The sequence below is a fragment of the Streptomyces sp. NPDC002513 genome (genome assembly GCF_053595355.1).
In genome coordinates this window covers 15,765-27,190 of the sequence record NZ_JBSFXK010000078.1, presented here as the reverse complement: position 1 = coordinate 27,190, position 11,426 = coordinate 15,765, and the positions used below count along the sequence as shown (strand labels likewise).

12 protein-coding genes and 2 pseudogenes are annotated in these 11,426 nt (G+C 73.6%); 8 read left to right on the top strand and 6 right to left on the bottom strand.

The genetic code is table 11. The features are described from left to right. Positions 1-71: 71 nt before the first annotated feature. A pseudogene (locus ACWD5Q_RS31930) lies at positions 72-499 on the bottom strand (type II toxin-antitoxin system Rv0910 family toxin). Between the two features lie 296 nt (positions 500-795). Here ACWD5Q_RS31930 and ACWD5Q_RS31925 point away from each other — a divergent pair. From ACWD5Q_RS31925 to ACWD5Q_RS31915, 3 genes are all read left to right on the top strand, one after another. After that, the gene (locus ACWD5Q_RS31925) at positions 796-1,443 is read left to right on the top strand and encodes a Clp protease N-terminal domain-containing protein (protein ID WP_451430563.1); all 648 of its coding nucleotides are present in this window, start codon (positions 796-798) and stop codon (positions 1,441-1,443) included. Between the two features lie 95 nt (positions 1,444-1,538). Then, positions 1,539-2,543 carry an EamA family transporter gene (locus ACWD5Q_RS31920; RefSeq protein ID WP_451430562.1) on the top strand — a complete coding sequence of 335 codons (1,005 nt, stop codon included), beginning with the start codon at positions 1,539-1,541 and terminating at the stop codon, positions 2,541-2,543. A gap of 179 nt (positions 2,544-2,722) precedes the next feature. Continuing rightward, positions 2,723-3,673, top strand: coding sequence for a DMT family transporter (locus ACWD5Q_RS31915; protein WP_451430561.1), 951 nt, complete (start codon positions 2,723-2,725; stop codon positions 3,671-3,673). Positions 3,674-3,798: 125 nt separating this feature from the next. Here the strand turns inward: ACWD5Q_RS31915 and ACWD5Q_RS31910 are convergent, their stop codons facing one another. Together ACWD5Q_RS31910 and ACWD5Q_RS31905 are read right to left on the bottom strand one after the other, a co-directional pair. Then, on the bottom strand, positions 3,799-4,431 hold the full coding sequence (locus ACWD5Q_RS31910) for an FMN-binding negative transcriptional regulator (RefSeq protein WP_451430560.1): 633 nt from the start codon (positions 4,429-4,431) through the stop codon (positions 3,799-3,801). Beyond that, positions 4,431-5,114 carry a pyridoxamine 5'-phosphate oxidase family protein gene (locus ACWD5Q_RS31905; RefSeq protein ID WP_451430559.1) on the bottom strand — a complete coding sequence of 228 codons (684 nt, stop codon included), beginning with the start codon at positions 5,112-5,114 and terminating at the stop codon, positions 4,431-4,433. The genes ACWD5Q_RS31910 and ACWD5Q_RS31905 overlap by 1 nt, the downstream gene beginning before the upstream one ends. 36 nt (positions 5,115-5,150) lie before the next feature. On the opposite strand from ACWD5Q_RS31905, the gene ACWD5Q_RS31900 reads away from it, so the two are divergent. Continuing rightward, positions 5,151-6,482 carry an aminotransferase class I/II-fold pyridoxal phosphate-dependent enzyme gene (locus ACWD5Q_RS31900; protein WP_451430558.1) on the top strand — a complete coding sequence of 444 codons (1,332 nt, stop codon included), beginning with the start codon at positions 5,151-5,153 and terminating at the stop codon, positions 6,480-6,482. Positions 6,483-6,503: 21 nt separating this feature from the next. On the opposite strand, the gene ACWD5Q_RS31895 is transcribed toward ACWD5Q_RS31900, so the two are convergent. Continuing rightward, positions 6,504-7,457 carry a DMT family transporter gene (locus tag ACWD5Q_RS31895; RefSeq protein ID WP_451430557.1) on the bottom strand — a complete coding sequence of 318 codons (954 nt, stop codon included), beginning with the start codon at positions 7,455-7,457 and terminating at the stop codon, positions 6,504-6,506. Positions 7,458-7,531: 74 nt separating this feature from the next. On the opposite strand from ACWD5Q_RS31895, the gene ACWD5Q_RS31890 reads away from it, so the two are divergent. Further along, positions 7,532-8,440, top strand: coding sequence for a LysR family transcriptional regulator (locus ACWD5Q_RS31890; RefSeq protein ID WP_451430556.1), 909 nt, complete (start codon positions 7,532-7,534; stop codon positions 8,438-8,440). A 27-nt stretch (positions 8,441-8,467) separates the two neighbouring features. Here the strand turns inward: ACWD5Q_RS31890 and ACWD5Q_RS31885 are convergent, their stop codons facing one another. Next, positions 8,468-8,935 carry a pyridoxamine 5'-phosphate oxidase family protein gene (locus ACWD5Q_RS31885; RefSeq protein WP_451430555.1) on the bottom strand — a complete coding sequence of 156 codons (468 nt, stop codon included), beginning with the start codon at positions 8,933-8,935 and terminating at the stop codon, positions 8,468-8,470. A gap of 76 nt (positions 8,936-9,011) precedes the next feature. Between ACWD5Q_RS31885 and ACWD5Q_RS31880 the strand changes: the two are divergent. Beyond that, positions 9,012-9,392: pseudogene (locus ACWD5Q_RS31880) on the top strand (isochorismatase family protein); the annotation flags it as partial. A 12-nt stretch (positions 9,393-9,404) separates the two neighbouring features. Here the strand turns inward: ACWD5Q_RS31880 and ACWD5Q_RS31875 are convergent. Beyond that, positions 9,405-9,932, bottom strand: a complete 528-nt coding sequence (locus ACWD5Q_RS31875; RefSeq protein ID WP_451430554.1) for a Rieske (2Fe-2S) protein — start codon at positions 9,930-9,932, stop codon at positions 9,405-9,407. Positions 9,933-10,132: 200 nt separating this feature from the next. Here ACWD5Q_RS31875 and ACWD5Q_RS31870 point away from each other — a divergent pair, with 200 nt between their 5' ends. Beyond that, positions 10,133-10,897, top strand: coding sequence for a HipA family kinase (locus ACWD5Q_RS31870; protein ID WP_451430553.1), 765 nt, complete (start codon positions 10,133-10,135; stop codon positions 10,895-10,897). Next, positions 10,894-11,310, top strand: a complete 417-nt coding sequence (locus tag ACWD5Q_RS31865) for a DUF3037 domain-containing protein (protein WP_451430552.1) — start codon at positions 10,894-10,896, stop codon at positions 11,308-11,310. The genes ACWD5Q_RS31870 and ACWD5Q_RS31865 overlap by 4 nt, the downstream gene beginning before the upstream one ends. The last annotated feature ends 116 nt before the right edge of the window (positions 11,311-11,426 follow it).

Genomic DNA, 11,426 nt, shown 5'->3' with positions numbered 1-11,426 from the left:
CCCGGGCGCCTCCCCGTCGGGCGCGGCGCCGGGCGCCACCCCCCGGCGGGGCCCCTTCCGCGTCCGCCGCCTCAGGACACCGGCGCCGTGAGGCGGCGCAGCGACTCGTGCAGCGCGGCCGTCGCCGAGTCCTTCGGCTTGCCCGCCACGAGGGAGACCGCCGCACCGGTGAACTCGCCGTCGATGCGTGCCGAGGTGCCCTCGCCGTCCGGCGTCAGCGTGTAGCGCGTGGTGACGGTCACGGCCGTCGGACCCGTGCCGCGGAGGGTGAGGACACGCCCGGGCGCCAGGTCCTCGACGGTCCGGACGACCTCGGCCGGGAAGCCCGTGAGGGTCATGTTCTCCTCGAAGGTCCCGCCTTCCCGAAGGGCGGCGGGCCGCCCTTCGGGAAGGCGGTGTGGGTCGCGTTCCAGTCGCCGTACGCCGACCAGTCGGTCAGCCGGGCCCACACCTTCTCGGCGGGCGCCTCCCTGTGCGCTTCCGCGCAGACTGCGGCCATGCGACCACCCCTCGGTGTCGGCTGCCGCCGCGGGCGCAGCCACGGTGTCGCGGAAGGTGGCCGGGGGATCCCGAACATTCAACAGTGATGAGGCGTCAGGAAATGAGGCGTCAGGAAATGCGGAGGAGGTTCGCATGGCGGGCCCCGGGCAAGGTGGCGCGCGGTTCGTCAGGGAAAACGGCACGATCTCATCCGTAAGGAGGAGAACCCGGTCAGCCGTCCCCAACCTGTGTCGGATGCGAAGATGCTGCCCACCGGGGATGACCCGGGCGGTCGGGACTGATGGGGTAGAGGATGTGCCACCTCGTTATTCCCAGCGGCCGGCGACCGAGTCCGGCGCGCACCCCACCCACCTCGATGCCAGGCTCACCGCCGAGTTGGCAGCGGTGGTCGCGGCTGCCCGCAGAAGGGCGGTGCGCGACGGCGACCGGCAGACCGACACGGCGCATCTGCTGCACACGCTGTTGGAGTCCGACGCCGAAGTGCGGGCCGTTTTCGACGGTCCGCAGGTCGCACGGCTGCTCGGCTACCTGGTCCAGCGGGCCATCGGCTACGGCCTGCGCTGGCAGAGCACGGTCGAGGACTCCGGCGCCTTGCCGGTGCTCGGTGAACCGGAACGCTGGTCGCCGGCGGCGGCGAGCGCCCTGAACGCGGCCCACGGGCGCGCGGCCCGGCGCGGCGCCGCCCGCGCGCGCGGGCTGGACCTGCTCGCCGCGATCCTGGCGGACCCGGACTCGCGCGCCGTCGAGGTCCTCGGCCGCGCGGGCGCCGACGTGGCGAGCCTGCGCGTCCGGATCGAGACGGCGACGGTGGTGGAGGAGTACGGGCTCCCGGGGACAGGAGAGGTCCGGAGCCGGGACGGGGAGCGGCCGCCGGTGCTCCCGCCCCCGCGGCTGCCGACCCGCCCGGGATCCCAGCCGGGCGCCCCGACAGCCGGTCCCTGAGCCAGGGCTGCGTCCGTCCCCTGAGGCAGATGTCACGTCCAGCACCTGAGACAGGTGCTACCGGGGGTGACGCTCATGTCGTCGCCTGCCATCATGTGCCGATGCATACGTCTCAGGGGATTCGGGGCAACCGTGACCGGGGCGTCGGCCTGGGGCTCGCCCTTGCGTCGGCGGTCGCGTTCGGGGGATCCGGTGTCGCGGCCAAGCCGCTGATCCAGGCGGGTCTCGACCCGCTCCACGTGGTGTGGCTGCGGGTCGCGGGCGCCGCGCTCGTAGTGCTCCCGCTCGCCGTGCGCCACCGCGCGCTGCTGCGTGAGCGCCCCGCGCTGCTCATCGGTTTCGGGCTGCTCGCCGTGGCCGGCGTCCAGGCCTGCTACTTCGCCGCCCTCTCCCGTATCCCCGTCGGTGTCGCCCTGCTCATCGAGTACCTCGCGCCCGCGCTCGTGCTCGGCTGGGTGCGCCTCGTACAGCGGCGGCCCGTCACCCGCGCCGCGGCGATCGGCGTGGTCCTCGCGGTCGGCGGACTCGCCTGTGTCGTGGAGGTGTGGTCGGGGCTGAGCTTCGACCCCGTCGGCGTGCTGCTCGCGCTCGGCGCCGCCTGCTGCCAGGTCGGCTACTTCGTCCTGGCCGACCAGGGCAGCGAGGCGGGGGAGCGGGCCCCGGACCCGCTCGGCGTCATCGCGTACGGACTGCTCGTCGGGGCCGCCGTCCTGACCGTCGTCGCCCGCCCGTGGAGCATGGACTGGTCCGTGCTCGCCGGCACCGCGGACATGAACGGCACCCGGGTCCCGGCCGTCCTGCTGCTGGCCTGGATCGTGCTGATCGCCACGGTCCTCGCCTACGTCACCGGCGTGCTGTCCGTGCGCCGGCTCTCTCCCCAGGTGGCCGGCGTCGTGGCCTGCCTGGAAGCGGTCATCGCCACCGTCCTGGCCTGGGTGCTGCTCGGCGAGCACCTCTCGGCGCCACAACTGGCCGGTGGAGCGGTCGTCCTGGTGGGCGCGTTCATCGCCCAGTCCTCGGCGCCCACGAAGGGTTCGCCGGAGCCGGTCGCGAGCGGGAGCGCGGAAAGGGAGTTGTCGGCCCGCGGTACGGCCGCCTAGGGTGTCGATCATGCATTCGGACGCACTCGTTCTTCCGCCTCCGGCCGCCTGAGGGCGGGCCCTCCGGAATCCACGCCCGGCACGCCGCCGGGCGGAACGGTGCTGCCCGCAGAAGAAGTCCACGGCCCCGACACGCGCGGGCCCTTCCCGAACTTCTGCGTATCTGCGGAGACCACAACATGCCGAATGCCACCTCCGGCCTGCCCGTCGGGCGAGGCCTGCTGTATCTGATCGTCGCCGGTGTCGCCTGGGGCACCGCGGGCGCGGCCGCCTCCCTGGTCTACCGGGCCAGTGACATGGGGCCGGTCGCCCTCTCCTTCTGGCGCTGCGCGGCCGGGCTCGTCCTGCTGCTCGCCGCCCGCCTGCTGCGCCCGCGTGCCCGCCCCGCCGCGCCGGAACCACTGGGGCGCAGGGCGCTGCGGGCGGGCGCGACCGGCCTCGGGCTCGCCGTCTTCCAGACCGCCTACTTCGCGGCGGTCTCGGCCACCGGGCTCGCCGTGGCGACCGTCGTCACCCTCGGCGCCGGCCCCGTGCTCATCGCGCTCGGCGCCCGGCTCACGCTGGGGGAGCGGCTCGGCCGGGGCGGAGTGAGTGCCGTCGTCGGAGCGCTCGCCGGGCTCGGGGTGCTCGTGCTCGGCAGCGGAGGCGCGACCGTGCGCCCCTGGGGCGTGCTGCTCGCGGTCCTGTCGGCGGCCGGGTACTCGGTCATGACCCTGCTCACCCGACGGTGGGGCCGCGACGGCTCGGCCGACGCGTCCGGCACCACCGTGTCGGCGTTCGCGGTCACCGCCCTGATTCTGCTGCCGTTCGCCCTGGCGGAGGGGCTGCTGCCGCACACCGCCGAACCGGTACGCCTTGGGTGGATGGTGGCGTACATCGCCGCGGTCCCCACGGCCCTGGCCTACGCCCTCTACTTCGCGGGCGCGGCCGTCGTACGGTCCGCCACCGTGTCCGTGGTGATGCTGCTCGAACCGGTCAGCGCGGCGGTGCTCGCCGTCGCCCTGCTGGGCGAGCGGCTCACGGCGGCGACCGCCGTCGGCACCGCGCTGATGCTCGGCTCGGTCGCGGGGCTCGCCCTGGCGGAGGCACGCGGGGTGCGGGCGCCGGAGGAGGAGCCGGTGCTCGTGTGACGGAACCGGTCCCTGGGCGGAGCGGCGCGACCGGCGCCGCACCGGCGGGCCCGGGTGACTGGGGGTCTGGCCGACTGGTGGCCGTTCGGGTGCGGGAGCCGGTGACGGCCCCGCACCCGGGCCCCTCACGCCTCGCGTCTGCGCAGCAGGTGCTCGCGGGCCGCCGCGTCCCCCCGGCCGCCCCGCCCCGCCAGCCCGGCCGCGATACGGTCCCGCACCTGGTCCGCCTTGTTCCCGGCGTACTTGAACTTCGCCCGGACATCGGTCACTTCGAGCCGCAGGCCGCGGATGCCGGACAGCATGCGGCCGTACGGGGCCTCACCCGCCGCCGCGCGAGCTGAACCCCCCTCCGGCTGGAAGTGGCCGAGCTGGCGGTTGAGCAGATCCGCCTTCTCGGCCGGGTCGTCCACGATGCGGGCGGTGCATCGGAGCTGGACCGCCGCGTAGAAGCTGGTGGGCACGCCGTGTTCGGACGGGACTCCGGGTGCCGCCTGCCAGGGGCCCGGCACGTACACATAGTCGTCGACCACGCTGAGCAGCACGTCCGGGTTCGCCTCTACGGCCGCCCAGAGCGGGTTCGGCCGCGCCAGGTGGCCCACGGCCTCGCCCCGCTCCGCGTCGTAGGCGAAGTGCAGTGGCTGGACGTACGGCGGCTCGCCCGGCAGTCCGTTGACGGCGAGCTGCCCGAAGTCGTGCTCGGCCAGCCAGTGGTGCCACTCGGCGTCGTCATGGGGTGCGTCCCAGGGGTGGATCAGCATCACAGAGCCGTCAGGTAGTCCGGCAGTGCTACGCCGGACGGCAGATCGGCGTCGGGCTGCGGGGTGCCGTACTCCCTGCGCACCGGGACCACGCCCGCCCAGTAGGGGAGGGCGAGGTCCTCGGGCTCGTCGTGCACACCGCCGGTGCGCACCTTGGCGGAGACCTCGTCCAGGTCGAGCCGGATCACGGCCGTGGCGGCCAGTTCCTTCTTGTCGGCGGGACGGGAGTCGCGCGAGCGGCCCGGCACCACATGATCGACCAGCGCGTCCAGGGCGGTCCGCCGCTCCTGGGGGTCGGTGACCTGGTGCGCGATGCCGTGCACCACCACGGACCGGTAGTTGATCGAGTGGTGGAAGGCCGAGCGGGCCAGGACCAGTCCGTCGACGTGCGTCACCGTCAGACAGACCGCGAGCCCGGGGTCCGCCGCGCCCGACATCCGCAGCGGGCGCGAACCCGTCGAGCCGTGGACGTAGAGCCGCTCGCCGACCCGGCCGTACAGCGTGGGCAGAACGACCGGCGCGCCGTCGCGGACGAAGCCGAGGTGGCAGACATAGCCCTCGTCGAGTATCGCGTGCACCAGTTCCTTGTCGTACGACGCGCGCTCCGCGGAGCGCGTGGGGACGGTGCGGTCGGTCGGCGTGTAGGCGGCGGGCGGCGACGTCGGCTGCGGGGTCCCTCGCATGGGCGCTCCTGATTGAACTAGTGCATAATCTGTTTTGTGCTAGGAGAATATCGGATCGAGGGGCGGCGCGCAGCAGAGATCGCGGCGAGCGTCGAGCGTGGGGTGGGCTCCGGAGACCTGCGGCCGGGGCACGTGCTGCCGCCACTGCGGGAGTTGGCGGCCGAGCTGGGGGTGAATCCCAACACCGTCGCCGCCGCGTACCGCGTCCTGCGTGAACGCGGGGTCATCGAGACCGCCGGGCGGCGGGGCAGCCGGGTGCGGTCCGCGCCGGCCACGACGGGCCGGGACCACATCCGGGTGGACGTGCCCGAGGGGGTGCGCGATGTGTCGAGCGGGAATCCGGACCCCGCGCTGCTGCCCCCGCTGGAGCGGGCGTTCGCGGCCGCGGCGGCCGAGGGCGACCGCGCCCCGGTGCTGTACGGAGACGTCCCCGTGGAGCCGGAACTGGCCCGCCTCGCACGGGCCGGCCTCGACGCCGACGGGGTGCCGGACGGACCGCTCGCCGTGGTCTCCGGATCGCTGGACGCCGTCGAACGGGTCCTCGCGGCCCATCTGAGACCGGGGGACACGGTCGCGGTCGAGGACCCGGGCTGGGGCAGGACCCTCGACCTCGTCCCGGCTCTCGGGCTGCGCACGGCTCCGGTCCCGGTCGACGACGAAGGACCGCTCCCGGACGGCCTGCGCGACGCCCTGGCCGCCGGGGCCCGGGCGCTGATCGTCACGGACCGGGCGCAGAACCCGACCGGCGCCGCGGTGAGCGCCGCACGCGCGCGTACCCTGCGCTCCGTACTGCGGGAGCACCCCGGAACCGTGCTGATCGAGGACGACCACGGTCACGGGATCGTCGACGTGCCCCTCCATCCGCTCGCCGGGGTCACCCGGCACTGGGCCTTCGTGCGCTCGGCCGCCAAGGCATACGGCCCCGACCTGCGGCTCGCCGTGCTCACCGGCGACAGCGTCACCGTGGACCGGGTCCGGGGGCGGCAGGGGCTGGGGCCCGGGTGGGTGAGCCGGATCCTGCAGCGGGCCCTGGTGCGGCTGTGGGCCGACGGCGCGGTGGACCCGCGGGCGGTGGCGGCGGCGTACGGGAGGCGTCGCGACGCACTGATCGGCGCACTGGCGGCACGCGGTGTCGCGGCCCACGGGGTCAGCGGGATGAACGTGTGGGTCCCGGTACCGGACGAGACCGGTGTCGTCGCGCGGCTGCTGCACGCGGGCTGGGCCGTCGCCCCCGGCGCCCACTTCCGGATGAGCGCCCCGCCCGGCATCCGGATCACCGTCTCGGCGCTGACGCAGGACGACACCGGACCGCTGGCGGACGCGGTCGCCTCCGCCCTGGGCCCGGGTCCGGCCCGCAGCTATGTCTAGCTGGTTTCCAGTGCCGCGGCACTAGTCTCCGTTCCCGGTGCCGGGCCTGGTGCGGGACTGGGTCAGTGCCGCGCCCGCCAGCACGATCACCGCTCCGACCGGGGTGGACCAGGTCAGCGACTCGCCCAGGACCGCCACTCCCGCCGCGGTGGCGATGACGGGGATGAAGTACGTGACCATCTGGGCCGTGGTGGGGCCGACCTCCGCGACCAGGCCGTACTGGACGAGCACGGCGAGTCCGGTGCCCAGCGCGCCGAGGGCCGCGACCGCGAGCAGCGGGAGCAGCGGGAAGCGGCTGGGCAGGGTGGTGAACAGCGGGGTGATCACAGCCAGTTGGACCGTGGCGAGGAACAGCTGGGCGCCGGTCAGGGACAGATGGGAGTGGCCGGTGCCGGCCAGGGTGCGGCGCACGTAGATCCAGCCGATGGGGTAGCTGAGCGAGGCGAGCAGGGCCATCGCCGTGCCCGTCGCGTCCAGGCCGTGGAAGCCCTGCCAGGCGCCGAGCACCGTGAGCACGCCCAGGAAGCCGATGCCGAGCCCCGCGACCCGGCGCCGCGTGGGCCGGTCCTCGGAGAGCGCGACCAGCGACAGGACCATGCCCCACAGCGGTGAGGTGGCGTTGCAGATCCCGGCGAGCGTGGAGGGGATCGTCAGCTCCGAGTAGGCGAAGAGCGAGAACGGCAGCGCGTTGAGCAGGAACGCCGCGACGGTGAGGTGGCCCCAGGTGCGGGCGCCGCGCGGCAGGCGTTCGCGCTTGACGGCCATCGCGGCGGCGAGTACCGCCGTCCCGAACACCAGGCGGCCGAGCGTGACCTGGAACGGGGCGTACGCCTGGGTGCCGACCTTGATGAAGAGGAAGCTGAAGCCCCAGATCAGCGAGAGAACGCCGAAGCGGATCCGCCAGTCGAGGGCGGCCCGGCGGCGGGGAGCGACGGTCGTGTCGGTGGTGGCACGGTGGGTGGCGACGGCCTTCATGGCCGTAACGATGGCGCAGTCAATGTCGTAGCACAATCGAGATTTCGCACGGGATATCTCGTAGCATCGCTTACATGTTGAACCTCGAGCGCCTGCGCACCCTCGACGCCCTCGCCCGGCATGGCTCGGTCAGCGGTGCGGCCGAGGGACTGCATGTGACGACCTCGGCCGTCTCCCAGCAGATGGCCAAACTGGAGCGCGAGGTGGGACAGCGGCTCCTGGCCAAGAACGGCCGGGGCGTGCGGCTCACGGACGCGGGCCGGCTCCTCGCCGACCACGCGGCGCGCATCCTGTCGCAGGTGGAGCTGGCGCAGGCCGATCTGGAGGCACAGCGCGGGCAGGTGACCGGCGAGCTGCGCCTGTCGGCCTTCCCGACCGCGGCGCGCGGGCTCTTCCCGACAGCGCTCGCCGCCCTGCGGTCAGACCACCCCACCCTGCGTCTGCGGTCGTCCGAGCTGGAGCCCGAGGCCGGGGTCGCCGGCGTGATGCGCGGCGATCTCGACCTCGCGCTCGTCCTCGACTGGTACAACAAGCCGATGCCGCTGCCCGCCGGGCTCGTCAAGGCGGCGATCCTGGACGATCCGGCCGACGTGGCGGTGCCCGTGGGGCACCGGCTCGCCGGCCGGCCGGAGGCGGACCTCGGGGAGTTCGCCGACGACGAGTGGATCACCTGGGGCGAGGGCGAGTTCTGCCATGAGTGGCTTGTCTTCACCCTGCGCTCCAAGGGCGTCGAACCCCGCATCGGCCACCGGGCCGCCGAAACCCACACCCAGCTGGGCCTGGTGGCCGCCGGGCTCGGTGTGTGCATCGCCCCGCTGCTGGGGCGCGATCCGGTGCCGGCCGGCGTGGTGACCGTGCCCCTGCGGCAGCAGGTGCGCAGACACGTCTACGTGGTCTGGCGCGCCGACGCCGACCGGCGCCCGTCGATCCGGGCGGCCGTGGCGGCCCTCCAGGCGGCCGGACAGGCCGTGGCGGCCGGATGACCGCCACGGGCGCCGCCGCCGGGCGGGCTACCGCGCGCCCAGCTTGCGGAAGTCCCAGGAGACGATCTTCGTCGGGGTCAGCCGCAGCCAGGCGTGGCGGCCGTCGTAGGGCATCTCCTCCAGCCCGAAGTTCTTGCGCGCGAACAGGGTCTCCGGCAGGTCGAGTTCGGCGCACAGCCGCCCGGTGCGGGGGCTCTCGCCCACGAACTCGATCGTGCCGGACAGCTCGGCGCCGCGCAGCTGCTCGTACTCCTCGCCCGCGTCCACGACGACGGCGACCCGGGGATCGCGGCGCAGATCGGCCCAGCGCTTGCTGCGCACCACGGAGTACAGCCACAACGAGGTGCCGTCCCAGGCGAACCACAGCGCGCTCACATGCGGGAAACCGTCGGCCGAGACGGTCGCCAACCGGCAGGTGCGCTGGGTGGCGAGGAACGCGTCCAGCTCGCCGGGTGACATCATGATCTTCCGGCCTCGGCGCTGCGTGTCGGTCATGCGGCCCCCTCTTCTTCTCCCACGTCGTGCCAGAAAGATTCCCTGACATCACGTCAGAAAAGTAGGGGGCGTCCCGCTCCCGGTGCGGCAGCTCTCGGGCACCACGGCGGTCCGCGTCGCGCCGCCCGTCGAGGTCACGGAGGAGGACTTCGTCGTACGCCGGCTGCACGGCCTGTCGCCCCTCGCGGGCACCGAGGCCGACGTGCTGCTGCGCAACCGCGGCTGCCGCACCCTCATCGTCACCGGGGTCTGCACCGACGTGGCGATCCCGAACACCGTCTTCGACGCCGTCAACCGCCGCTGCACCGCGGTCGTGCCCGCGGACGCCATCGCGGGGGTACCCCCCGACCACACCCCCGCGATGATCCGCGACACCCTCGCGCTGGTCGCCACGGTCGCGACCACGGACGAGGTGCTCGCCTGTCTCGCGCCACGGCACCGGATGCCACCGGCCTGAGCGGGCGCGGGATCAGGCGAGCTTGATCTCGTTCCCGGACACCGTGATCTTCGCGGCGGGCAGCGCCTGGGTCGCCGGCCCCTTCTTCACGCTGCCGTCGGTCGCGGAGAACTCGCTGTCGTGACACGGGCAGGTGATCACGCCGTGGGCGATGCCGTTCACGGCGCAGCCCCGGTGGGTGCACTTGGACGAGAACGCCTTGAACGTGCCCGCGGACGGCTGGGTGACCACCACGCCCTGGTCGGCGAAGACCTTGCCGCCGCCTTCGGGGATGTCGGAGGTCTTCGCCAGCACCGTGCCGCCGGAGCCGCTGTCGACGGCGCCGCCTCCGCCCGTGCTGCCGTCGCCGGCCGTGCTGTCGCTGCTCGCCGTGCCGCCACTGCCGGCTGTGCTGTCGTTCTGCGAGCCGGTGGAGCTGGAGGAGCTGTCGTCCGAGCCTCCGCACGCGGTCAGCGCGACGGCGAGGCCCGTCGCGCCGACCGCCGCCACGACCGTGCGGCGGGCCGGTTCCGAGACGGGCTGGAGCGATTCGCTGGTCATGCTGACGTTCCCTTCCACGGATGTTCTCCTGCTCTGCTGGGTGGTACGGCCTACGGTCAGTCGCTGTTCAGATGGTGCCGAGATCTTGACCGCTCCGAGACCAGGCGGGCGTCAGACACGGCCGTGGTTCCGCTGTCAGGGGGACGCGGCGTCCGACGGGCCGCCGTCGGCCGCCGTCGGCGCGCCAGTAACCTGGGGCGATGCTCAAGGAAGTCATCGCGACCCGCTACATCACGCCCCTGCGTGAGGGCGGCTCGCTGCCGGGACTCGTCGAGGCCGACGACCTCGGGAACTACGTCATGAAGTTCACCGGCGCGGGTCAGGGCCGCAAGACCCTCGTCGCCGAGGTCGTCAGCGGTGAACTCGCCCGCCGGCTGGGCTTCCGGGTGCCCCGGCTGGTGACGGTCGGCCTCGATCCCGACCTGGGCCTCGGCGAGCCGGACCAGGAGGTGCAGGAACTCCTCAAGGGGAGTGGCGGGCTCAACCTCGGGATGGACTTCCTCAGCGGCGCGATCGGCTACGACCCGCTCGCGTTCGCGATCGGTTCCGAGGAGGCCGGGCGGATCGTCTGGTTCGACGCGCTGGTGGGCAACGTCGACCGCTCCTGGCGCAACCCCAACCTGCTGATGTGGCACGACGGCCTGTGGCTCATCGACCACGGCGCCACCATGATCTGGCACCACAACTGGCCCGGCGCCGAGACCTCCGCCGCGCGGCCCTACGACGCCTCCGACCACGCCCTGGTCCCGTTCGCACCCGATGTCGCGGGCGCGGCCGCCGCGCTGGCACCCCTCGTCACCGAGGAGTTGCTGGCCGAGGTGACCGCCGAGATCCCCGACGAGTGGCTCACCGGCGAGCCCGGCTTCGACACCCCGGACGCGCTGCGCCGCGCGTACGCCCGGCCGCTGCTCGCCCGCGCCGCCGTCGTCCACGAACGCATCAACGGAATCGAGGAGGCGCGGTGAGCGAGCGCCACATCATCAGGGGCAGCCGGGCGAGCGACCGGGATGTTTTCGAGTACGCCCTGCTCCGGGTCGTGCCGCGGGTGGAGCGCGGGGAGTGCATCAACGCGGGCGTGCTCGTCTACTGCCGGGCCAAGGCCTACGTCGGCGCCCGCACCCACCTGGACGAGGCCCGGTTGCTGGCCCTCGACCCCGAAGCGAACGTGGCGGGCGTGCGGGCCGCGCTGCGCGCCGTCGAGAGTGTGTGCGCGGGCGGCGCGTCGGCCGGGCAGGCGGCGCGCGACGACGCCGGACGGCGCTTCCGCTGGCTGATCGCGCCCCGCTCGACGGTCGTCCAGCCCGGGCCGGTGCACACCGGACTGACCACCGACCCGGCGGCCGAGACCGAGCGGTTGCTCGACCTCCTGGTGAGGTAATGGATCACACGCACCCGGTGTGCCATTGACACCGGGTGCCAGGGCTTCTAGCGTCACGTCTGCTGAAGGTACTAAGCGGTCGCTCACCCGTAGGGCGTATCGCGGGAGCCGCAGGC

Excerpts from the sequence above, each read along its gene's own strand:
- ACWD5Q_RS31915 (WP_451430561.1), top strand. The coding sequence starts at position 2,723 with ATGCCGAATGCCACCTCCGGCCTGCCCGTCGGGCGAGGCCTGCTGTAT.
- ACWD5Q_RS31910 (WP_451430560.1), bottom strand. The coding sequence starts at position 4,431 with ATGCTGATCCACCCCTGGGACGCACCCCATGACGACGCCGAGTGGCAC.
- ACWD5Q_RS31905 (WP_451430559.1), bottom strand. The coding sequence starts at position 5,114 with ATGCGAGGGACCCCGCAGCCGACGTCGCCGCCCGCCGCCTACACGCCG.
- ACWD5Q_RS31895 (WP_451430557.1), bottom strand. The coding sequence starts at position 7,457 with ATGAAGGCCGTCGCCACCCACCGTGCCACCACCGACACGACCGTCGCT.
- ACWD5Q_RS31890 (WP_451430556.1), top strand. The coding sequence starts at position 7,532 with ATGTTGAACCTCGAGCGCCTGCGCACCCTCGACGCCCTCGCCCGGCAT.
- ACWD5Q_RS31885 (WP_451430555.1), bottom strand. The coding sequence starts at position 8,935 with ATGACCGACACGCAGCGCCGAGGCCGGAAGATCATGATGTCACCCGGC.
- ACWD5Q_RS31875 (WP_451430554.1), bottom strand. The coding sequence starts at position 9,932 with ATGACCAGCGAATCGCTCCAGCCCGTCTCGGAACCGGCCCGCCGCACG.
- ACWD5Q_RS31870 (WP_451430553.1), top strand. The coding sequence starts at position 10,133 with ATGCTCAAGGAAGTCATCGCGACCCGCTACATCACGCCCCTGCGTGAG.